This window comes from Pseudoalteromonas spongiae UST010723-006, assembly GCF_000238255.3.
Classification (GTDB): domain Bacteria; phylum Pseudomonadota; class Gammaproteobacteria; order Enterobacterales; family Alteromonadaceae; genus Pseudoalteromonas; species Pseudoalteromonas spongiae.
Map to the genome: position 1 here is coordinate 2,309,598 of NZ_CP011039.1, position 22,588 is coordinate 2,332,185.

At 41.3% G+C, this 22,588-nt stretch carries 23 protein-coding genes; 7 read left to right on the forward strand and 16 right to left on the reverse strand.

All coding sequences use genetic code 11. The features are described from left to right. Positions 1–284 precede the first annotated feature (284 nt). Both PSPO_RS10720 and dinB read right to left on the reverse strand, forming a co-directional pair. Entirely contained in the window at positions 285–1,811 is a 1,527-nt protein-coding gene (locus PSPO_RS10720) for a M17 family metallopeptidase (RefSeq protein ID WP_010561770.1), read from the reverse strand. A 90-nt stretch (positions 1,812–1,901) separates the two neighbouring features. Further along, positions 1,902–2,957 carry a DNA polymerase IV gene (gene dinB / locus PSPO_RS10725; protein WP_040642292.1) on the reverse strand — a complete coding sequence of 352 codons (1,056 nt, stop codon included), beginning with the start codon at positions 2,955–2,957 and terminating at the stop codon, positions 1,902–1,904. 392 nt (positions 2,958–3,349) lie between these two features. On the opposite strand from dinB, the gene PSPO_RS10730 reads away from it, so the two are divergent. The 4 genes from PSPO_RS10730 to PSPO_RS10745 all read left to right on the forward strand — a co-directional run bounded on the left by PSPO_RS10730 (position 3,350) and on the right by PSPO_RS10745 (position 7,031). After that, a complete protein-coding gene (locus PSPO_RS10730) occupies positions 3,350–3,715 on the forward strand; it encodes a DUF3192 domain-containing protein (protein WP_010561772.1) in 366 nt (121 codons plus the stop codon). 142 nt (positions 3,716–3,857) lie between these two features. Further along, positions 3,858–4,610, forward strand: a complete 753-nt coding sequence (locus PSPO_RS10735; RefSeq protein ID WP_010561773.1) for a LytR/AlgR family response regulator transcription factor — start codon at positions 3,858–3,860, stop codon at positions 4,608–4,610. A 54-nt stretch (positions 4,611–4,664) separates the two neighbouring features. Beyond that, positions 4,665–5,051, forward strand: coding sequence for a BlaI/MecI/CopY family transcriptional regulator (locus PSPO_RS10740; protein WP_010561774.1), 387 nt, complete (start codon positions 4,665–4,667; stop codon positions 5,049–5,051). Positions 5,052–5,060: 9 nt separating this feature from the next. Beyond that, entirely contained in the window at positions 5,061–7,031 is a 1,971-nt protein-coding gene (locus tag PSPO_RS10745; RefSeq protein ID WP_010561775.1) for a M56 family metallopeptidase, read from the forward strand. A gap of 37 nt (positions 7,032–7,068) precedes the next feature. On the opposite strand, the gene nqrM is transcribed toward PSPO_RS10745, so the two are convergent. From nqrM to PSPO_RS10815, 14 genes are all read right to left on the reverse strand, one after another. Further along, complete coding sequence (nqrM, locus tag PSPO_RS10750; protein WP_010561776.1) at positions 7,069–7,281, reverse strand: (Na+)-NQR maturation NqrM; 213 nt, start codon at positions 7,279–7,281, stop codon at positions 7,069–7,071. 172 nt (positions 7,282–7,453) lie between these two features. Further along, positions 7,454–8,476, reverse strand: coding sequence for an FAD:protein FMN transferase (locus tag PSPO_RS10755; protein ID WP_040642282.1), 1,023 nt, complete (start codon positions 8,474–8,476; stop codon positions 7,454–7,456). 96 nt (positions 8,477–8,572) lie between these two features. Continuing rightward, positions 8,573–9,799, reverse strand: a complete 1,227-nt coding sequence (gene nqrF / locus PSPO_RS10760; RefSeq protein WP_010561778.1) for an NADH:ubiquinone reductase (Na(+)-transporting) subunit F — start codon at positions 9,797–9,799, stop codon at positions 8,573–8,575. Between the two features lie 20 nt (positions 9,800–9,819). Further along, complete coding sequence (gene nqrE, locus PSPO_RS10765) at positions 9,820–10,428, reverse strand: NADH:ubiquinone reductase (Na(+)-transporting) subunit E (RefSeq protein ID WP_010561779.1); 609 nt, start codon at positions 10,426–10,428, stop codon at positions 9,820–9,822. A gap of 10 nt (positions 10,429–10,438) precedes the next feature. Beyond that, complete coding sequence (locus tag PSPO_RS10770; protein ID WP_010561780.1) at positions 10,439–11,068, reverse strand: NADH:ubiquinone reductase (Na(+)-transporting) subunit D; 630 nt, start codon at positions 11,066–11,068, stop codon at positions 10,439–10,441. Then, positions 11,068–11,814, reverse strand: coding sequence for a Na(+)-translocating NADH-quinone reductase subunit C (locus PSPO_RS10775; RefSeq protein WP_010561781.1), 747 nt, complete (start codon positions 11,812–11,814; stop codon positions 11,068–11,070). Before PSPO_RS10775 ends, PSPO_RS10770 begins: the two co-directional genes overlap by 1 nt. Further along, positions 11,807–13,006 carry an NADH:ubiquinone reductase (Na(+)-transporting) subunit B gene (locus tag PSPO_RS10780; RefSeq protein WP_010561782.1) on the reverse strand — a complete coding sequence of 400 codons (1,200 nt, stop codon included), beginning with the start codon at positions 13,004–13,006 and terminating at the stop codon, positions 11,807–11,809. The genes PSPO_RS10775 and PSPO_RS10780 overlap by 8 nt, the downstream gene beginning before the upstream one ends. 4 nt (positions 13,007–13,010) lie before the next feature. Then, positions 13,011–14,354, reverse strand: coding sequence for a Na(+)-translocating NADH-quinone reductase subunit A (locus PSPO_RS10785; RefSeq protein WP_010561783.1), 1,344 nt, complete (start codon positions 14,352–14,354; stop codon positions 13,011–13,013). A gap of 375 nt (positions 14,355–14,729) precedes the next feature. Continuing rightward, positions 14,730–15,917: an enoyl-ACP reductase FabV gene (gene fabV, locus PSPO_RS10790; protein ID WP_010561784.1), complete on the reverse strand. Its 1,188-nt coding sequence runs from the start codon at positions 15,915–15,917 to the stop codon at positions 14,730–14,732. 133 nt (positions 15,918–16,050) lie between these two features. After that, positions 16,051–17,148: a TRAP transporter substrate-binding protein gene (locus PSPO_RS10795; RefSeq protein WP_010561785.1), complete on the reverse strand. Its 1,098-nt coding sequence runs from the start codon at positions 17,146–17,148 to the stop codon at positions 16,051–16,053. Positions 17,149–17,178: 30 nt separating this feature from the next. After that, positions 17,179–18,558 carry a TRAP transporter large permease gene (locus tag PSPO_RS10800; protein ID WP_010561786.1) on the reverse strand — a complete coding sequence of 460 codons (1,380 nt, stop codon included), beginning with the start codon at positions 18,556–18,558 and terminating at the stop codon, positions 17,179–17,181. Continuing rightward, on the reverse strand, positions 18,558–19,100 hold the full coding sequence (locus PSPO_RS10805) for a TRAP transporter small permease subunit (RefSeq protein ID WP_010561787.1): 543 nt from the start codon (positions 19,098–19,100) through the stop codon (positions 18,558–18,560). The genes PSPO_RS10800 and PSPO_RS10805 overlap by 1 nt, the downstream gene beginning before the upstream one ends. A gap of 117 nt (positions 19,101–19,217) precedes the next feature. Then, positions 19,218–19,526, reverse strand: coding sequence for a BolA family protein (locus tag PSPO_RS10810; protein ID WP_010561788.1), 309 nt, complete (start codon positions 19,524–19,526; stop codon positions 19,218–19,220). A 29-nt stretch (positions 19,527–19,555) separates the two neighbouring features. Continuing rightward, positions 19,556–20,167, reverse strand: coding sequence for an alpha-ketoglutarate-dependent dioxygenase AlkB family protein (locus PSPO_RS10815; protein ID WP_010561789.1), 612 nt, complete (start codon positions 20,165–20,167; stop codon positions 19,556–19,558). A gap of 42 nt (positions 20,168–20,209) precedes the next feature. Between PSPO_RS10815 and PSPO_RS10820 the strand changes: the two genes are divergently transcribed. The 3 genes from PSPO_RS10820 to PSPO_RS10830 are packed head-to-tail and all read left to right on the forward strand — an operon-like array spanning position 20,210 to position 22,575. Then, positions 20,210–21,379 (forward strand): methyltransferase, encoded by a 1,170-nt coding sequence (locus PSPO_RS10820; protein WP_010561790.1) that lies wholly within the window; start codon positions 20,210–20,212, stop codon positions 21,377–21,379. 2 nt (positions 21,380–21,381) lie between these two features. After that, positions 21,382–21,942, forward strand: a complete 561-nt coding sequence (locus tag PSPO_RS10825) for a YajG family lipoprotein (RefSeq protein ID WP_010561791.1) — start codon at positions 21,382–21,384, stop codon at positions 21,940–21,942. A 12-nt stretch (positions 21,943–21,954) separates the two neighbouring features. After that, entirely contained in the window at positions 21,955–22,575 is a 621-nt protein-coding gene (locus PSPO_RS10830; protein ID WP_010561792.1) for a peptidylprolyl isomerase, read from the forward strand. Positions 22,576–22,588 lie beyond the last annotated feature (13 nt).

Here is a 22,588-nt window from a genome sequence, read left to right on the forward strand (position 1 = left end):
GTTGCCTACATGGATGTAGGTAAGGGGCGTGAGCAGGACGCGGAAGCTTTGCTCGATATTCGCTTAGATTACTAGGCCATACATCGAGCGCCGCGATAAAAGCACGCCCAAACAGAACAAAAATAGAACAGCAAAGATCAACAGACCCTAGAGTTTATTGATACAACGAAAAAGGCCGAACAGGTGTTCGGCCTTTTTATCGCTAAGTGCAATTGCTACCGTCTTACCACGAGTTGAGATAGGTTAACCTCAGGCTCTGACAAGCAGTAACTTTACATCTAAGATTATTTACAAAATGTCGCGTAAATACTTGCAAGTGATGCTGCAGTTGGTTTGCCGTGTTGCCAGTCGCCGCCCTCAACACCACTACCAGCAATGTCAACATGAATGTACGGAATTGGCAGCTCTGAGTTTGCGCCGTGCTTATCAAGGCCTGATGCCACAGCCAAAAATGCCATTGGGAACTGGTGACCACGGGCGGTAATTGCTGATGGCGCATTGTTACTCGACAATACATCGTCTGCTAACGTTTTAGGTGCGATAAAGCTATAGTCTTCGCGGCGTTCGCGCGATACTTCAGAACCATCAGCCCATAAGTCACCTTGCATTGCGATATTGTGCGATAAGTTAAGCGCTCTTGATGCACCATTTTCAACAAGCGCAGTATAAGGGCCCATTGCTCGTGCAGCGTGTCCTGTTAATGTTGCAACGGTAAATACAACAGGGTTAACTTCACCCTTAGCGACATCTTTAATTTCACTTAAGAGATCGCCCATTGCCAAGCGCCCTTCCGCATCAGTATTACCAATACGTACGCGCACGCCTTCACGGCTTGTGATAATTTCATCTGGTACAAAACAGTCAGAGCCAATTGAATTACGAACAACTGCTAAGTAGGCTACTACTTTAACCCCTTTAGGTTGATGCTCTGCAATACTCTTCATAAAGCCAGCAACTGATGCAGCGCCACCTTTATCACGGCTCATGCCCGCCATTGCACCACCTACTTTTAAGTCTGCACCACCTGTATCGTAAACAAGGCCTTTACCAACAAATAATAGCGTACGTTCAATATCGCCTTCAGGCACATATTCAAGCTTAACAACACGCGGGTGATGACGCTCTACCGCGTATGATGCGCGCGCTACAGTGCTAAGCATCGGGTAATTTTTATCAATAAATTGAGTATCGGAAATCACCTCTACCGATACTGCGCTGTTAGCGAATAAGCTTTCACAGTATTCTGCAAATTTAGGAGGTGCCATACGCTCAGGCTCAGTACCGCAAAGGTCGCGCGCAGCGTACTGACCTTGTGCAATAGCATTTGCATAATGGCTATCAAATTCGCCAATAACAGTAATAGATTGAATTGGTTCAATTGCCGCACCGTGGAATTCACGTGCTTCTAGCGGTTGCCATAATGCTTGGCAAGCACCTAAATACGCTACTGTTGTCGCTTGCTGATAACGCTTATCTAATTGGCCTAGTACTAAAATTGCAGGATTTGTTGCACCCGCTTGTTTTGCTTCTAGTACACCTTGTTTTGCCGCATCGAAATAACGACGCACATCGTCATAGTCACGCTCTAAAGGGCCTGTTGGTGCAATCACTAATCGTTTTCCGGGTGCATTGTCATTCACCAACAATAATGCTTTTTGACCTATGCGCTTATCGAATTGCGCAGTAGCCATTACACTATCGCGAAAATCATTTGGGAGTAATGCCAAGTCTGGCGAGATAATAATTAAACTATCAACATATTGAGGTAAATCTGAAATTGATGCCGCTTGCAGGGCCTTTGGTGAAGTCATTTTTGAACCTTACTGAACGAATAAATACGCGCAATGTTGTCGCGTAAGTTTAGAAAAGATGGCTTAAATATGAGGGCAAATTTATAAAAATCAAGATTCAAACATTGCAAGCTGCTCTTGTTCGTAGCTATTTTCAGACAAGCCAACACCTAAACCGAGTAATCTCACGCCTTTATTTCCGCCTCGTAAGTAGGCTTTTTCAATTAAACGAGTAAAAATATCATCATCTAAATGCGTGCAGCTGTAATCCGCGGTTGTTGTAACAAAATCGTTAAACTTAACTTTTACCGAAAGCTTAGATACTTTGTTTAACAACCCTTTACTTTGTAGCCTTGTATCAAGCTCATCTTTTAATTTTGGCAGCTCTTGTAAGCATTGTTCTAGCGATGTCTTATCATATTCGTAGGTATGCTCAACTGAAAGTGACTTTCTAATACGTGATGTATTTATCTTGCCAATCACCTCACCATTACACTTTTTAAATAACTCTGCACCCCAGGTACCAAACTTCACCTGCATTTGATTTAAACCAAGGTTTAATACATCTTCACCAACAAACAAACCTGATGCATTCAATTTCTCTAAGGTTACTTTGCCTACACCGGGAATTTTTTTAAGGTTAAGCGCTTTCAAAAACCCTTGCACCCGATGAGGAGGGATCAAACAATAACCATTTGGTTTGTTTTCATCACTGGCTATTTTCGCCACAAATTTAATGGGTGCGATTCCCGCCGATGCCGTTAATCCTGTTGTTTCAAAAATCTCATCGCGAATCGCATTAGCGATAAGTGTTGCACTGCCTGAGTGCTGTGTGCAATCGGTTACATCTAAATAGGCTTCATCTAAAGAAAGCGGTTCAATCAGATCTGTGTATTTGGCGAAAATCTCTCTAATTTGATTAGACACTTCTTTGTATACAGCCATTCTTCCGGGAACAATCAGTAATTCTGGACACAGTTGCAACGCTTTATAGTTAGACATGGCTGAGCGCACTCCATATTGACGCGCAATATAGTTTGCCGTTGCCAACACACCACGACGGTGTTTACCGCCAATTGCGATTGGCTTATCTCTCAACTCTGGATTGTCTCGCATTTCGACTGCTGCATAAAAACAATCCATATCAATATGTATAAATTTTTTCAAAATCACAAAACACTGTTTATATATACAGTTTATTATGTATCAAACTTATTTGATTCAGCAAGTTTTTATTTTGCAGCATATTAAGTTTTAAGATGTCTTTATCTGCATTCATTTTATTGATAAGAAAATGAATGCAGATAACAGCACAAGTAGCACATTGAAGTTTTGTAAACATTTATTTGGGCACAGTAAGCGACGATTAAAGCACCTTACATGGGAACGAGTACGCAGCGATGGCAATTAGCCAAAGTCGCTAACATTTCGTAAATATCACCAAAACCAGAAACAGTAAAATCAATAACTAATTGATAAATAGAGATTTAATTTTTTGGCATTATTTCTGCTAATAACTAGAAAATTATAATATTTGAAATATCATTCAAGGATCTTCTATGAAATACTTAGTTTTAGCTTCAGCTCTCACATTGCCACTTTTAACAGGCTGTGTTGTCGCAGTAGGCGGCGAAGGCAAATCAGACTATTCATCTAGCTGGGAAAGAACCCATGAAAAAAACCGCAAAGCGATTGCCAATATGGAAATTGGAAAAGAGTATCAACACGTAATCAATAAACTTGGCACGCCAAACTTTTCTGAGCTAGTAAAACAAAACGACACGGAATATCGTGTTCTTTACTATGCAACAAACTCTATTCACTCTGACGGTAAAACAACAAAAGACGAATGTACGCCGCTTGTGTTTAAAAATAATCAACTAACAGGCTGGGGCGAGCACGCTCTTGAGCAGTTAAAGAATTAATATGTGTAAGGGCGAAATGTTTCGCCCTTTTTTTAAAACCCTTTTAAATCAATCTATTTACATCCAATTACATTTATTCGTTGACTATTACGACAAGTTTCGTAATATTAATTACGAAAGGCATCGTAATTAGGTGGATAAAATGGATAGATACAATCTAGTCGTCGGTCACAACGACCCAGCATTCTCAGACATTCTGTCACAACAAATCGATAACTCACTTTTTGAGCTAACAACTGTTGAATCTTGCTTTGCCAAATTAATAACAGCCTGTAAAAAAACCAGTGCCAAAGTACTTTTTGTACAAAATGAGCTTATTCAAGAACATGATTGGCCTACTCTTCAATCATTGGCAGACTCAACTGAAATCATATTATTATCTAGTAATCGCGTTGATGCAGCTAAGGCATTTGAATGTGATTTATTTGATTTTATTTTAGAGCCTATGGTCAATTCTCGTTTAGGCAAAACATTAGATAAACTAGCCAAAATGCTCGCGCCTGAGAAACAGCAATTTGAGTTGATGAGCTCACTGGTGCAACGATTTTCGTCTAACCAATTAGATGACCAGCAAATCGTTTTAAAAGACGCTGGTAGAATAAAGTTTTTAACACCAGATGAAATATCTTGGGTTGGCGGCGCTGGAAACTACGTTGAATTGCACCTCAGCCAAGATGAGCGAACGATTTTACATCGCCAAACATTATCTTCAATGGAACAGCAGCTATCGCCATTTGGCTTTATTCGCATTCATCGCTCTGCGATCATCAAAAAACAAGCAATACGCGAAATTCGTCCTACCGATAACGGCGACTATATTGTTACCTTAAAAGACGGAGCCAATCTCAATTTATCCCGACGTTACAAGCAAAACATGCAAGGATTAATTGGTTGACAAATAAACTCTATCTCGTAGAGTAAATAACAATCTACGAAAAGCGACGTAATTATGAATAAGAATAAACGCGTACCAACAAGTGCAGAACTCAACATTCTTAATGTGCTGTGGCGTATTCAGCCCGCCACTGTTCGCACTTTGCATGAACATATCAGTGAAAGCCAAAAAATCGGCTACACCACTGTGCTTAAAATGCTACAAATCATGCACGAAAAAGGTCTTGTTACACGTGATGAATCAACTCGTGCGCATGTCTACAGCGCGGCATATTCTGTGGAACACACCCAATCATCTTTACTGTCAGACATTGTTAACAAAGCTTTTGGTGGATCACGTTTTGATCTGGTGATGCGCGCACTTGGCGATGAAAAAACCAGTGCTAAAGAAATTAATGAAATTCGTACTCTGTTAGATTCTCTCGAAAATAATAATAAGTAAGCACACGTTATGGATATACTGCCCTCATTATTAGAAAGTAATACTCTCTATTTTATTTCTCTCACTCTATTACATTTTTTATGGCAAGGCTTAGTTATTGCAGGCCTACTTTTTTGTGTAAATAAACTTACCAGCAATAAGCACAGCCAATTCCGTTATATTTTCTCATTATTCTGTTTACTGCTTTGTGTTATTGCGCCAACCATTACGTTTTATATTCTGTCGCAACCTGACGAAGTAATTAATGTAAGCACACTTGCAATAAATGACGTTATTGCGTCATCAATGGCGCCTTCAGGTATATCTAACACTGCGCATCAGATTCAGTTAGCTGATTATACGCCGCTAGTTGCCGTGCTATGGATGACTGGCATTATTGTGTTAAGCATGCGCCTTACTTTACAAATGCTGCAAGTACATAAGCTTACAACAACCAATATTGTGCAGCCATCAGACAAGCTAGAGTTAATTTTCAACCAACTTAAAGAGCGTCTTTTTGTAACTAAACGCGCCCGCTTGGTTATATCATTAACAGCACACGTGCCTATGGCAATTGGCTGGATAAAGCCCGTGGTGTTGCTGCCTGCAAATTTGGCAAGCGGGTTATCAATCGCTCAACTAGAAATGCTAATGGCACACGAGCTTGCACATATCAAACGTTATGATTATTTAGTCAACCTAATACAAACATTTGTTGAGTTAGTATTATTCTTCCACCCAGCAGTTAAGTGGATTTCTAAACAAATTCGACAAGAACGTGAATATTGCTGTGATGATTTAGCAATCCACCACTGTGGCAACCAGTTAGTATATGCCAGAGCATTAGCCGAAGCAGAAGTGCTTAGGCACAACATTCCTGAGCTTGCAATGGCAGCAACAGGTGGTGACTTGTCATCACGTATCCATCGCGCCGTAGGTCAGCACAGCTGTGCGCCACGCTATGGGAACCAATGGCTCGCCGCACTCGCTGCGGCATTCGTTATTCCAAGCATATTTACCGCCTCTAAAGTTATTGCAATGACACAGACCGAGCCGGCGCCAGTTCTACCTGCTAACCAGCAACACGTTATGGTGCTGGACGCAAAGGTTGCAGAAAATAAAAAGCCTCAGCAACCTATTGCTCAGCAAAACAATAAAAATCAGAAAACCAACAAAGAACAACAAACCAGTAACCCGCTTGAAACAGCAGTTGCTAAAGTAAAAGAAAACGCTCAAGAAAAATCGCCGATTAACACTACTGCTACAGCTAAATCAACTGAGAAAGCTCATGCTCAGATTGTAAAAACTGTGAGCGACTTAAAGCCAAAGCCTAAACTAATTACAAAGCCAATATCGCGCGCAAAAACGCGTAACTCAAGCAAAACAAGCGTTACTGAAAAAAAGGGAAAAGAGACTGCTAAACAGCAAAAAATAGCAAGTAAACAGGCGGAGCAAAAAGCGAAGTCAGCGGTGGTTGCAAAAGTTCAAGCAGATAAGGCTGCTAAATCAACGAAAGTAAAAACTCAGCAAATTAGCAAGCGCAAAAGCAATCAATTAGCGGCTAAATCAAACCAACCTGTTAAAACACCATCGGTAGCAAAAACCGAACACGCGGAAAAGTTAACTACTGCGCCAGTACTAAAAAAACAGCCCGAAAAAACAAAAGTGGAATTAGAGCCAAAATTTACTAGTGCTAAGCTCATTCATTCAGTTATTCCTGAACACCCAAGAATGCCATCATCACGACAAAATCATGTGGATGTTGCCGTAACATTTACTATTGATGAGCAAGGTCATGTTAGAGATATAGAGTACAAGGATAATGTAAATAGCCGTTTCAAGCGCTCCATTGCACGCGCACTTAAAGAGTGGCGTTTTGAGCCTGCAATGAAGGGCAATAAAAAGGTTTCAACTAAGATGAGTAAAATCTTCGGTTTTAGTGACCCAGGCCAATACCTACGACCTGTTACAGGCAGCAGAATTGCTAACAGATATAGATAAGCAAAAGGCCATCAATTGATGGCCTTTTTTATAATGATTAAATGATGCGATCTTTATTCCAGCGACGTTCTTTTGCCAAACGCTGTTTACGTGCTTCACATGGGTCGTCGCAGTCACATACTTTATCTATGCCCATCGCACCTAAGCCACCACAGCTACTCGCCATTGATTTCTTTTGTACAATTACGCCCACAGCCATTGCTAGTGCAATAATAACGAGTAATCCAAAAGTAAGAAAAAATATAGACATAGTTGGCCCCTTAAAAAAGTGTCGCAATTATACGCGCTCAAGACAAAAAATGTAATATTGAATTGGCTAATACTTGACCCAAAGCAAGCCAAAATTCAAAACCATCTCACTCGCAAATATGCAAATAGAGCAACTCAAAACACCTAGTTGTTCCGTAAAGCAAATAAATAACTTAAAGGTACGGCTGAAACGCGTTGCTGGCGTAGGTTTCTAAACCTTCTGGTGTTTTACTAATTAAGTATACTGCCAGATTATGTTGCTCTGCATATTGTTTCGCTTGCTCAGTACCCATTATAGTTAATGCAGTTGCTAAACCGTCCGCTGTCATCGCCGAGGCATGTAGTACTGTTACTGACACTAAATCTTGGCGCACCGGCTTGCCCGTTTCAGGGTGTATAAGGTGGGAGTAATGTACGCCATCCACATCATAAAATATACGATAGTCACCTGAAGTCGCCATAGCGATGTCATTTACACGAATTAACTTATGAAATTCACGTGTACCAGGTTCACTATCTGGTTGTTCAATCGCTAGCACCCAAGGCACGTTATTTGGCTTGTGGCCAGAAGTACGAATTTCACCGCCAATTTCAACCATATAATTGGTTAGCGACAATGAATCTAAATACTCTGCTACTTTGTCAATACCAAAGCCTTTCGCTGTTGCCGAATAACTTATCTCTAACCCTTCAACTGTTTTCGTCAGGCCATGCTCTGATAGCTTAAGCTTATCAACACCCATATGTTGCTTTATTTCAGCAATCTCCTCATCACTTGGAATGCTTTCAGGACGGTTATCAGGCCCAAAACCCCATAAATCGATTAAAGGACCCATAGTCACATCAAGCGTCTTTGTACTTAAGCCTAAACGAATTGACTCAGCGGTAACGCGGCGGAAATCTTCAGAAATGGGAAAGTTTTGATTCGCAGCTAAACGGTTAAATTGGTTGATTTCAGAGTCAGGAATATACGTAGACATTGATTGGTTTACGTCTTTCAATAGGCTTGTTACATCACTGAATAAACTCAGTTCCTGCACTCTTTGCTCTGGCACAAATACCTTAATTGTAAAGGTGGTTCCCATAGTCTTGCCTTGCAACAACACCTCTTGCATCTTGGTCTCTTTAGCCGCTTGTTCACAGCCAACTAAAGTCAGTAGAATCAGAAAAAAAGCAAAATAGTATATTCGTTTCATAAACTTATTATCTTGTAATAAAAAAGGCTCCTAAATCATTATAGTCGATTTAGGAGCCTGAATTGTATCGTAAAAATTTATCTTTTTACCTGTGAATTAACCACCGAAGTCATCAAGTAGGATGTTTTCATCTTCAACACCCAAGTCTTTCAGCATGTTAATTACTGCCGCGTTCATCATCGGCGGACCACACATGTAGTATTCACAGTCTTCCGGTGCTTCATGATCACGTAAATAGTTTTCATAAAGAACATTATGGATAAAGCCTGTGTAACCTTCCCAGTTATCTTCTGGTTGTGGATCTGATAATGCACAGTGCCATACGAAGTTATCATTCTCAGCCTGTAGGCCATCGAAATCTTCAACGTAGAACATTTCACGCTTAGAACGCGCACCGTACCAGAAGCTCATCTTACGGTCAGAGTTAAGACGCTTAAGCTGGTCGAAAATGTGCGAACGCATTGGCGCCATACCTGCACCACCACCAACGAATACCATTTCTGCGTCTGTGTCTTTCGCAAAGAACTCACCAAACGGACCAGAAATTGTCACCTTGTCACCTTCTTTAAGTGACCAGATGTAAGATGACATCTTACCGCAAGGTAAGCTTAAATCACGCGGTGGCGGCGTAGCGATACGCACGTTAAGCATGATAATGCCTTCTTCTTCTGGGTAGTTAGCCATTGAATATGCACGGATAGTCTCTTCATCAACTTTTGACTCAAGACCAAAGAAGCCAAAGTGCTCCCAGTCACCACGATACTCTTCAGGAATATCGAAGTCTGCATATTTAACGTGGTGAGCTGGTGCTTCAATCTGGATGTAACCACCTGCACGGAAAGGTACAGATTCGCCATCAGGAATTGCAAGCTTAAGCTCTTTGATGAATGTCGCTTTGTTATCATTTGAGATAACTGTACATTCCCACTTTTTAACACCGAAAATTGACTCTTCAAGTTCAATTTCCATGTCACCTTTAACAGCAACCTGACACGCTAAACGACAACCTTCACGCGCTTCACCTTTAGTAATATGGTCAAGCTCAGTTGGTAGAATGTCACCACCACCTGAATGAACGTCTACGCGACACTGACCACATGAGCCACCGCCACCACATGCAGATGATACGAAGATACCTGCATCGGCTAATGCGCCTAAAAGTTTTGAACCTGGCTGTGTGATAATCGCTTTTTCAGGATCACCATTAACACCAATCGTTACGTTACCGCTAGGTACTAGTTTTGATTTAGCCGCGATGATAATCAGGACTAAGATCACAACAATAGCGATAAACATGCTTACGCCTAATACAACTGTTTCCATCGTATAGTTTCCTCGCTACCTTAAAGTGAAATACCAGAGAATGACATAAAGCCAAGACCCATAAGACCTACAGTAATAAAGGTAATACCTAAACCACGAAGACCATCAGGAATATCAGCATACTTCATCTTCTCACGAATACCCGCTAGCGCAACAATCGCAAGCGCCCAACCAACACCAGAACCAATACCAAATACCACTGATTCAGTGAAGTTATAGTTACGCTCAACCATGAATGCTACTGCACCAAAAATCGCACAGTTTACGGTGATAAGTGGTAAGAAGATACCCAGCGCGTTGTATAGCGGTGGGAAGAACTTATCAAGTGCCATTTCAAGGATTTGCACAAGTGCTGCGATAACACCGATGAATGTTAGGAACTTAAGAAAGCTTAAGTCAGCTTCAGGATAACCTAACCACTCAAGTGCACCAGGTGCAAGCAAGTTGTGGTAAACCAAGTTGTTTACTGGTACTGCAACACCTAATACGAAGATTACAGCAACACCAAGACCTAAAGAGGTAGTAACTTTCTTTGATACCGCTAGGAATGTACACATACCTAGGAAGAAAGAAAGCGCTAAGTTTTCAATGAAAACCGCTTTGATAAATAGATTAATATAATGTTCCATCTCTTACCTCTTATGCTTTCTCTACTTGGTCTTTCTTATAAGTACGAAGTACCCAAATGAATAAACCAATGATGAAGAAAGAACTTGGTGGAAGAATTAGAAGACCCATTGGCTGATAGAAACCACCTTCAGAAACTAACGGTAAGATTTCAACATCAAACAGCGTACCTTTACCGAATAGTTCACGAATGAAACCAACAGTTAGTAGTACTACTGAGTAACCAAGACCATTACCAACACCGTCTAGGAAAGACATCATTGGTGGCGACTTCATTGCATATGCTTCCGCGCGGCCCATTACAATACAGTTAGTAATGATTAGACCAACAAATACCGAAAGCTCTTTCGCCGTTGCGTAAACAAACGCTTGTAGCGTTTGGTCAACAACGATTACTAATGATGCAATAATCGTCATCTGTACGATAATACGTACGCTTGATGGAATATGGTTACGGATCATCGAGATGAATAAGCTCGAGAAAGCCGTTACTAATGTCAATGCGATTGACATGATAAGCGCATTTTTAAGGCTTGAAGTTACTGCTAGTGCAGAACAAATGCCCAGTACTTGAAGTGCAATTGGGTTGTTTGCAAAAACAGGACCAAACAAGACTTCTTTCATTTCTTTTGAATTAGCCATTAGTTCAATGCTCCTTCACGTACTTTCGCTAGGAATGGACCAAACGCTTTTTCGCTTGTCCAGAACTTGAATGTGTTATCAACACCTACAGAAGTAAGCGTTGCACCAGATAAACCATCCACTTTATGCACATTGTTACCCGCTGTACCTTTCACGATATCAACTGGTAATTGCTTGTCTTCCCAAGTCGCAGTCCACTTAGGGTTTTGGATTTCACCACCAAGACCCGGCGTTTCATTGTGCTTGTAGAAGTTAATCGCTTTAACTGTTTTAGTGTCAGTATCTAACGCTAAGAAACCGTACATAATACCCCAAAGGCCGTAACCTTGAACTGGTAGAATGATTGTTTCTACTTTACCGCTGTCATTTTTTGCAAAATAAACTGGCGACTCAGTTGTCATGCGCTGAACACCTGCTTTATCGTCTTGCTTGTCTAATTTGATGCTGCGTTTAGCATCGAACTTAGTCATTTCAAAATCAAAGCTGTTCGGATCAGTGTCAACGAACTCACCTGTTTTCATATCAACAACGCGAGCTTCAATGTTTGCATTGAATGTTTCAGACACATTTTTAACGTCAGCAAAACCAGCTGCAGCTAGAATATTACGCTGAACGTCTTGTGTTTTGTTTGCTTGCTGTAGCGGACGAAGTTGCACAGCGGCAAGCGATACAACTACCGCGCACACTAAACATAAGCCAACTACAACACCAAGTGTTTTGCCGATAGATTCGTTATTACTAGCCACGAGCCAATCTCCTCTTGATGTTCGACTGAACTACAAAGTGGTCGAATAACGGTGCAAACAAGTTAGCAAATAGAATTGCTAGCATCATACCCTCTGGGTATGCAGGGTTTACAACACGGATTAATACAACCATTACACCAATAAGAATACCGTATGCCCACTTACCTTTATCTGTGAAAGACGCAGAAACTGGGTCGGTCGCCATGAAGAACATACCAAATGCGAAGCCACCTAGTACTAGGTGCCAATGCCAAGGCATAGCGAACATGTTATTGGTTTCAGAGCCGATACCATTTAATAGGAATGACATTGCAACCATACCTGCAAACACACCTAGTACGATGCGCCATGAAGCGATACGGAAGTAAATTAGTGCTAAACCACCAATCATCAGTGCTAGTGTCGACGTTTCACCTACAGAACCTTGAACGAAACCGTAGAATGCATTCCACCATAGCTCCATGTTGCTGTAGTCAACGCTACCAACAACCGCTTGGCCAAGCATAGTCGCACCAGAGAAACCATCTACCGCTGTCCACACAGTATCACCAGAGATTTGTGCAGGGTATGCGAAGAATAAGAATGCACGACCAGCAAGTGCTGGGTTTAAGAAGTTACGGCCTGTACCACCAAATACTTCTTTCGCCATTACCACACCAAAGGTAATACCTAGTGCTACCTGCCAAAGCGGAATTGTCGCTGGCAGAATAAGTGCGAATAGTACCGATGTTACGAAGAAACCTTCATTAACTTCGTGCTTACGAATCGATGCAAATAGTACTTCCCAGAAACCACCTACAGCAAACACAGTCGCGTAAATTGGTAGGAAGAAACAAGCACCGTAGAACATTTTAGCGCCCCAACCCGATGTTGCAGTTAATTCACCGCCAAACATTTGGAATAACGCAACCTGCCATGAATCACCTAAAGCGAAACCATTAGCAAGCGCGATTGACGCTTGATGACCAATGTTAAACATACCGAAGAACATAGCTGGGAATGTCGCCATCCACACTAAAATCATAATACGTTTAAGGTCGATATTATCACGTACGTGAGAGCCAGTTTTAGTTACATGACCTGGCGTGTAGAAAATAGTCGCAGCTGCTTCATACAGTGCATACCATTTTTCGTGTTTACCACCTGGTTCAAAATGCGGCTCGATATCTTCAAGAAACTTCTTTAAGCCCATGGGATTAACCTTCCTTCTCAATAGTAGTCAGGCGTTCACGAAGGATTGGACCGTACTCGTATTTACCTGGACAAACGAAGGTACATAGCGCTAAATCTTCTTCATCTAGCTCAAGTGCACCTAGCGAAATCGCACCATCTAAATCACCCGCGATTAAATCACGAAGTAATAAAGTAGGAAGAATATCTAAAGGCATAATGCGCTCGTAGTTACCGATTGGCACCATAGAACGGCTTGAGCCACCTGTTGATGTCGTCATTTTGAATAAACGACTAGGCGCTAAATGCGATAGGAAAGTACGTGTTACAGAGAATTTCTTCGCACCTGGAGCAATCCAACCGAATAATTCTTTTTCACGACCTTCTAATAATGCTGTGATCTGAGTGTGGTAACGACCTAAGAAAGCGTGAGGGCCACTTGCCGTAGTACCCGAAAGTACAGAACCAGAAATCACACGGTTTTCGCCATCTTCTAACTCACCAGCAACGATGTCATCTGTAGATGCACCTAGTTGAGTTTTGATTAAACGTGGGTTTTTAACAGTAGGACCTGCTAACGCCACAACGCGATCAGTGAAGATTTCACCTGTTAGGAATAGTTTACCGAATGCAATCACATCCTGGTAACCTAAGTGCCATACCTGCTTGCTAGCAGAAACAGCGTCTAAGTGGTGAATGTGAGTACCTACTAAACCTGCTGGGTGCTTACCACCGAACTCATGTACTTCTACTTGAGCTACAGATGAAGAAGGAACAGTTGCACCAGGCGCCTTACATACAAACACTTTACCGTCAGTTAGGCGAGAAACAACCACTAGGCCTGCTTCAAACGCTTCAGCTTGTTCAGCAATAACAATTGCTGGGTCTGCTGCTAATGGGTTAGTGTCAATTGCAGTAACAAAGATCGAGCTCGGCGTTGAATCCAAAGCTGGAACTTTACTGAATGGACGGGTACGAAGCGCCGGCCATTGACCTGATTCAACCAGTACTTCTTGCACTTTTGCACGGTCAAGGCTCGCTAGCTCACCTGCCGAGAAAGACGCAAACGTTTCTTGCTCACTGCCGTTAACTTCAATAACAACAGATTGCAATACACGCTTAGCACCGCGATTGACTTCTTTAACAACACCAGAGGCTGGTGCAGTATACTTAACGCCAGGATTCTTTTTGTCGACAAAAAGAACTTGGCCTTTCTTGACTTGGTCATCCACACGAACATGCATGGTAGGACGCATACCAATAAATTCTTCACCTAGCACAGCGACTCTTTTAACGGCAGAACCGTCATGAATCACCTGCGAAGGTGCGCCTTCAATTGGCAAGTCCAGACCTTTTTTTATGTTGATCATACGCACTTGCATTACATTAATGAAAAGAAACTGAAAAATCTAACCATGTACCACCAAACATTCACGAAAGTGCAAATATTAAGCGATACAATCGAATCTATACATATTCCCCGAATTTTAACATTAATTCGGATGACTATGCGAGTCTAAATTGAAATTTATGCTTACAAATTAAAGCCTAAAATTTGTACTTTACAAGTTACTAAACGCTCTAATCTACTGGGTCGATCACCATTTCAATTAAATCAATTAGCCAAAAGTGTTATGTGAGAAATTTTCAGGGGGAAGAAGATTGGTGGGATTGAGAATTAAGAGTTCAGAATATCGGCATGCTACAACACCAACCTTCTGAACTCTAAAAGGAGACTCGGAGTTTTACACTAACTCGATATCTGCAACTGGGTTTACATCAGCGTCGTAATCCACGCTGTCGATACCAAAACCGAATAGTTTTAAAAATTCATTATGATAGCTCACGTAATCCGTAAGTTCGTCAATTGAATCGCTATCTACAGCATCCCAAATAGTTCGTACGCGAGCTTGAACGTCATCTTCCAACTCTTTGTAGTTTTGGAATAAATGGCCACCTTCGTCAAAGCGTGGGTTATCACCGTAAAGGTTTTCACGGAATAAACCATTGATCTGTTCAATTGTTCCTTCGTAAGTTCCGTCTTCTTTCATCACTTTGAAAAGACCAGAAATGTAAAGTGGCATAATTGGAATTGCTGAGCTCGCTTGCGTTACAACAGCATTTAGTGAAGAAACATACGCTTCACCATTTAGGCTCGCTGTTTTATCTTTAATTGCTGCGGCTGCACGATCTAAGTCTTCTTTTGCTTTACCGATTGTCGCATGGCCATAGATTGGCCACGTTAATTCTTTACCAATGTAGGTATAAGCTGTTGTTTTAAAACCGTCAGCAAGTACATCAGCCTGTTGCAGTGCATCAAGCCACATTTCCCAGTCTTCACCGCCCATAACTTTTACAGTATTAGCGATTTCTTCTTCACTTGCTGCGTCAACAGTTACTTCATCGATAACACGCTTAGACGTGTTTAAGTTTTTAGTTGTTACAGAGTTACCAATTGGCTTAAGTACTGATGAATAGGTTTCACCTGTATTTGGATCGGTACGACGTGGTGAAGCAAGGCTGTAAATGACTAAATCAACTTTACCTAGCTCTTCTTTAATGGTTGCAATCGTTTTTTCTTTTAATTCGTTAGAAAATGCATCGCCATTAATGTTTTTTGACCAAAGGCCAGCCGCTTCAGCTTCTGCTTGAAATGCCGCTGTGTTGTACCAGCCTGCAGAACCTGTACGCTTTTCCGTACCTTCTTTTTCAAAGAACACACCTAACGTTTTTGCGCCTGCGCCAAATGCTGCAGTAATACGTGATGCAAGACCGTAGCCAGTAGATGCACCAATTACTAATACGTTTTTAGGTCCAGTTTCTAATTGGCCTTGAGACTTCACATATTCAATTTGCTCTTTCACATGAGCTGCACAGCCTACTGGGTGCGCGTTTGTACAAATAAAACCACGAATTTTAGGCTTGATAACCATAAGTTAATTCCACTTTTACCTAATAAAATCTTTTAAAATTGTTGCTAGTTTAAAGCAAAGCACTGCCAAACAGGTCTGATCAGCAAATAATTTTCATAAAAAAGGGGCTTACGCCCCCTATCATCTTATCGTGTTATCGATTCGAATAATATTCCATTTCTGAAATCTGGTGATACGCCTTAACTTGCTGTAAGAACTCTGAGTAAGAACGCCATACTTTTGCCACGGCCTCATCATTACGTGCTTGCTCACTAATCACCTCCATAGTTGCCGCCTTTAGTGCCTGCATAACTTCTGGGGAGAATTTGCGCAGTTTCACATTGTGCTTGTTTTTCAGCTGATCAAGCGCAGTATTATTGCGAGCCGTATACTCATCTAACATATCTTGGTTTGCAGTACGCATCGCTGAGGTCACAATGGCCTGCAAATCACTCGGTAAAGACGCATACGCCTCTTTATTAATTAGAAACTCTAAATTCGCGCCTGGTTCATGCCAACCAGAATAATAGTAAAACTCTGCTGCTTTATTTAAACCAAAGGCTAAATCGTTATACGGACCAACCCACTCGGTGGCATCAATTGCACCAGTTTGTAGTGCAGTGAAAATTTCACCACCAGTTAGAGACAATGGCACGCCGCCGAGTTTTTCAAGCACTTCACCGCCTAAACCCGGAATACGCATTTTTAAGCCTTTTAAATCCTCAACGCTATTCACTTCTTTTTTAAACCAGCCAGCCATTTGTACGCCGGTATTGCCACCGGCCGCGGGAATTAAGTTGTAAGGTTCATAGAGCTCTTTCCATAATTCCATACCACCACCATGGTGCAACCAGCCGTTAACTTCTTGTGCATTCATGCCAAACGGTATTGCAGTAAAGAATTGCGCCGCAGGAATTTTTCCTTTCCAATAATAGGCTGCGCTGTGACCCATTTCAGCGGTACCGCTCGATACGGTATCAAATACCTCAAATCCAGGGACTAACTCGCCTGCGCCATACACTTTAATTTTTAAGCGGCCATTACTCATTGCCTCCACATTTTCTGCAAAACGCTCTGGCGCGGTACCTAGCCCTGGGTAATTTTTTGGCCAACTGGTCACTAGCTTCCATTTAAAGCTTTGTTGCTGTTCGACCGTGTTTGTTGTTGCATTACTGGTTTGTTGTTCTTGACCACAACCACTTAAACCAATCGCCAAGGCAATTGAAGTGATTAGTGTACTTAGTTTTTTCATGCTTCCTCCGTGCGTTCCATTGCAATAATTTTATGCATAAAGCTGGCTAGGCAACCACGTTACTAAACTTGGATACGCAGCCATTAACGCCAATAAAATCAATTGAATAATAATAAAAGGTATCACGCCTTTGTAAATTTGCGAGGTTAACACCGATTTTGGTGCAACACCGCGTAAATAAAACAGTGCAAAGCCAAAAGGCGGAGTTAAAAACGAGGTTTGTAAATTCACCGCAATCATAATGCCAAGCCAAATAGGATCTGCCCCCATCATTAATAAAATCGGTGCAACAATTGGCACTACGACAAATGTGATTTCAATAAAATCTAAAATAAAGCCAAGTAAAAACATCACTAGCATCACAACAAGCATGGCACCAAATAAGCCACCGGGCAGTGCTTCAAACATTTCAGCAATCAGTTCTTCGCCGCCAAACCCTCTAAAAACCAGTGAGAACAGCGATGCGCCGATTAAAATCATAAACACCATGGCAGTCACTTTGGTGGTGCTTTGCATTACCGCGTTTAAATTTGTAAGGTTAAACTGCTTTTGCCAAACGGCTAAAATAATGGCGCCAAATGCGCCAACACCAGCGGCTTCTGTTGGTGTGGCAATACCAAATAAAATAGAACCTAACACAATAAAAATCAGCATCAGTGGCGGCACTAAAGCGACAAATAGCGATACTTGCTTGCGCTTTTTAATATGTTCAATATCTTCATCCAATAATGCAGGAACTTGTTCTGGTTTAAATACCGCAACAAACACTGAGTACAAAATATAAAGCCCTACCAAAATGATGCCAGGGATCACAGCACCTGCGAATAAATCGCCTACACTGACATTCTCTGGCGAGAAAATTCCCATATTAAGTTGTGCTTGCTGATAGCTACTGGATAACACATCACCCAGTAATACCAATGCGATTGAAGGCGGAATGATCTGCCCAAGCGTGCCCGTTGCAGTAATAATACCGCAGCTATATTGTTCGCTATAGCCTCGCTTTAACATGGTTGGCAATGCCAATAACCCCATAGTTACAACGGTTGCACCCACAATACCCGTACTTGCGGCAAGCAACATGCCCACTAAGGTTACCGCAATACCCATGCCCGCTTTGCGTTTACCCATAACCACGGCCATGGCGTCGAGTAAGTTTTCAGCAACTTTCGATTTTTCCAGCATTACGCCCATAAAGACAAATAATGGCACAGCAATTAAAGTGCTATTAGTGACTATGCCAAATAAACGATTTGGCAACGCATGCAAAAACGCCCCATCAAAAATACCAAACAGACTGCCAATACCGGCAAAAATAAGCGCTGTTCCCGCCAATGAAAATGCCACGGGAAAACCCATTAAAAGTACAACGCAAACACATATAAAGAGTAAAATTGCCATATATTCCATTACGCATCTCCTTTATTGAAAAGCGTATTTAAGCTCTTACAGATTTCACTCAGGCTTTGTATCAGTAATAAAATACACATTAACGGGATCAAGCTTTTCAATAGGTAAACAAATGGAAGGCCGCCAGCTTCTTGCGATTGCTCTTTAATTTGCCAAGACACGGCAACATAATCGAAACTTACAAACAGAATAAAAATAGCAACAGGCCACAATAACACTAAGTGGCCTACTAAATTAACAAAGGCTTTTTTCGCTTTTGAAAAGCGGCGATAAAATACATCAACACGCACATGCTCATCGTGTTTTAACGCGTAGCTACAACCCAACATAAATAAATAAGCATGAAGATAAAGCACACTTTCTTGCATGGCTATCCAACCAAGACTAAAGCCATAGCGCAATAGCACGATTAAAAACATAATCAGCACCATCGCAAAACTAAACCATGCCACCGTTTGCCCTATTCGCTCTATAAAAGCATCAAGAAGGTTGGCGATTTTAATTAAATGTGATGAAGAGGAATTAGAGTTGACTGCACTCATTGTTAATTATTGTTATCATTTTAAAAGGAAAAATGTAACACCTAATTAACAAAGAGAAAAGTCCAACCTGTTGCACATCAAAGGCTGGACATTAGAAGATTAACGTATATTTGTTACTTACTGGTCAAATTTAGAGCCACCTAAACACTTAGGCGAATTAGGAATATCAGCATTTTGCCACTGCGATTGCGTATAAGTATGAATTGCTAACGCATGAATATGATTCGCCAGTTCATCAGCAAGGACTTCGTTGATCATACGGTGACACTGGAGTAAACGCTTGCCTTCAAAATCGTTACTAACAACAATCACTTTGAAATGTGATTCGGTGCCACGACTATGCATATGGCTTTCATTAATCACTTCTAAATGTTCACAAGAAAACGCGTTTTTTAGCTTTGATTCTATTTGCTCTAACATCGACATATTTAATTCTCATTAAAAATTTTTTCCTATTATATGCCACAAACAGTGCGAAACGTCAGATTTATTCGACCATCATTAACACGCTTTTGCACCGGTAAAGAATGTTGATAATCGCGCTGACTATTTCCTGTCATCAACAAACAACTACCGTTGCTAAGAATTAGATCCGTTACATGTTTTGAAGTGTTTTCACGTATTTTAAACTTGCGTGAGCTGCCTAGGGAAATCGATGCTATGGTTGGGGAAAACCCCAGCTCAGGCTCATCATCCGCATGCCATCCCATTTTATCTTCTCCATTGCGATACCAGTTAAGCAGCGCAGCATTAAACTGTGTGCCAAACCAATTATTAAGGCTATTTTTTAAGTTAAGTACGCTGACATGCCAAGGCTCGGGCAAAAACAATTGATTAGAATAGCGGTAGCCAGTCCCCGCATCGCCCATATAGATTTGTTTACGCGGAATAGCATGTTGTTTGTTAAAAATGGTCAGCGTTGGTTGCTGCCACTCTAAAGCCAGTAATTGTTGATACAAGGAAAGCGCTTTTTGCTCTGCAATAAAGTGTTCAAAATAATAAAAGTCTGGCGCGACACATTGCGCCTTATTTATTCGCTCAATGCTGTTAGAAACATTCCAAGCCATGATAAACTACTGCACCTTTAAAAATAAATTTACAACACCGTTATGTCGCAAACATCTTCAGACTCACAGCTAAATGAAATTGCTCAATTAGGTGAGAACACATTTACCCTATCACGCTTTCCGCTCAAACAAAAAAACGCGAGCTTACAAGCATGGGATGCGGCTGATGAATATTTAGTAAATTATATTGAACAGCAGCAGTTAGTAGAAAACAGCAGCAAAGTACTTATCATTAACGACGGCTTTGGTGCATTGGCCTGTGCATTTAACCATGCATTTATCTACCATCTGAATGATTCGTTTGTGGCAGAACAGGCTGCACATTACAACCTTGAGCAAAACCAGCTCACTGGTGAAAACACAGTGTTTTTAAAAAGCTTAGATGCTCTACCAAACGATCTTGACCTAGTTCTTATAAAAGTACCGAAAAACGCGGGTTACTTAACTTTTTTACTTAGCCAATTGAGTAAAGTTTTACGCCAAGACACCCCGATTATTGCTGCTGGTAAAGTAAAAGACATTCACTCGTCTACGATTCAGTTATTTGAACGTTTTTCAGGGCCAACTACAACTTCACTCGCAGTTAAAAAAGCCCGTTTAATCTTGAGCAAGCAACACAATAAAGCTCAAGGGAGTAAGTTTCCAATCACTTGGCCTCTTGAAAAAACGCAATTTACCATCACAAATCACGCCAATGTGTTTAGTCGAGACTCATTAGATATTGGTGCACGCTTTTTTATCAATTACTTACCACAAGGAAATAAAAAGCAGCGCATTATCGATTTAGGCTGCGGCAATGGTGTCATTGGGTTAACCACTCTTGAACGATGCCCCAACGCGCTTGTTACGTTTGTTGACGAGTCAGCAATGGCTGTTGCGTCAGCTAAGCACAATGTCACAACAAATCTGCCAGAACAGTTAGAAAACTGCACTTTTTTACACAATGACTGTCTCACAGGCGTAGAAAGTAATAGTGCCGATTTGATTTTATGCAACCCGCCATTTCACCAACAACAAGCCGTTACGGACCATATTGCATGGCAAATGTTTGTTGATAGTTTCCGCTGTTTACGTGACGGTGGCGAATTGCGTATTGTTGGCAACCGCCATTTAAATTACCATGAAAAGCTAAAACGCCTATTTGGTGGCTACAAGCTATTAGGCTCAAATAAGAAATTTGTCGTTTTAAGCGCTAAAAAGAGAGCATTATAATTATGAATGCAAAATATAAAGTTACCGTTTTGGCCCTCACTTTGGGCTTTCTTGCTGGATGCAGCACACCATCACAGAAGTTTATATTCAGCCCTAACTATACTCAAACACACCAAAAAGTGGTGCAGCAAGATGTGAGTTTATCAGTCAACGACCGCCGTGCGAGCTTTACCACAGTTACCATTAAAAATAGCGATGGTAACCAAACGCTTGCCGATAAATACCTTGCCGAGTCAATTACGCCAGCAATTGAACAAGCATTAGCCCAAGTGGGTGCAAACAATAGCGGCATGGGTAAAGCGCTCGATGTTAATATTCAGCGATTAGATACCACGATTAAACAGCAATTGCACAAGCACACCACAATTACTAATGCTGAGCTTGAAGTTGTGATTGAAACCACTGAGCACCGTTTTGCTAAGCGCTATAAAGGCAATAAGCAAAGTGAAGCGCCACTGGGCTTTGATAAAGCAAAAGTAGAACAGCAAGTTAATCGTTTAATTGAAGAAATGATCACACGTATTGTGACAGACCCAGAATTTGTTAACGCGGTTAATCGCTAGGAGTAACATATTATGAAGTATTTAATCTCATTACTCGTACTACTAACGAGCTTTTCAAGCGCTGCTAATCTGATTAAAAAAGGCGAGTTTGTACAAAAAGATAACGCCTTCCCTTTGGTTAAACTCACCACCACTATGGGTGATATCACCGTTGAATTAGACCGTCGTAAAGCGCCTATTACGGTAAATAACTTTTTAGGTTACGTAGTTGATGGTGGCTACGAAGATACGGTTTTTCACCGCGTTGAACACGATGCAGAGCAAGAGCGTGACTTTGTAATTCAAGGTGGCGGTTACGATAAAGATTACGATGGCGCATACATGGGACCTGCAATTCCAAACGAAAGTGGCAATGGTTTAAAAAACGATATGTACACTATCGCAATGGCCTACCAAGACCGCAAGCCACATTCAGCCACACGTCAGTTCTTTTTCAATATGAACGACAATGACCATTTAAACCCTGGTCGTGAATGGGGCTTTGCTGTATTTGGCTATGTTACCGAAGGCTCAGAAACACTCGATAAAATAATGCGTGTTGAAACCGGCTGCCACGACAAACTGGGTTGGTGCTTTGTACCAAAGAAACCTGTCGTGATTTTAAAAGCACAAGTGCTTGATCCAATAAAGTAAATACAACGCTCAA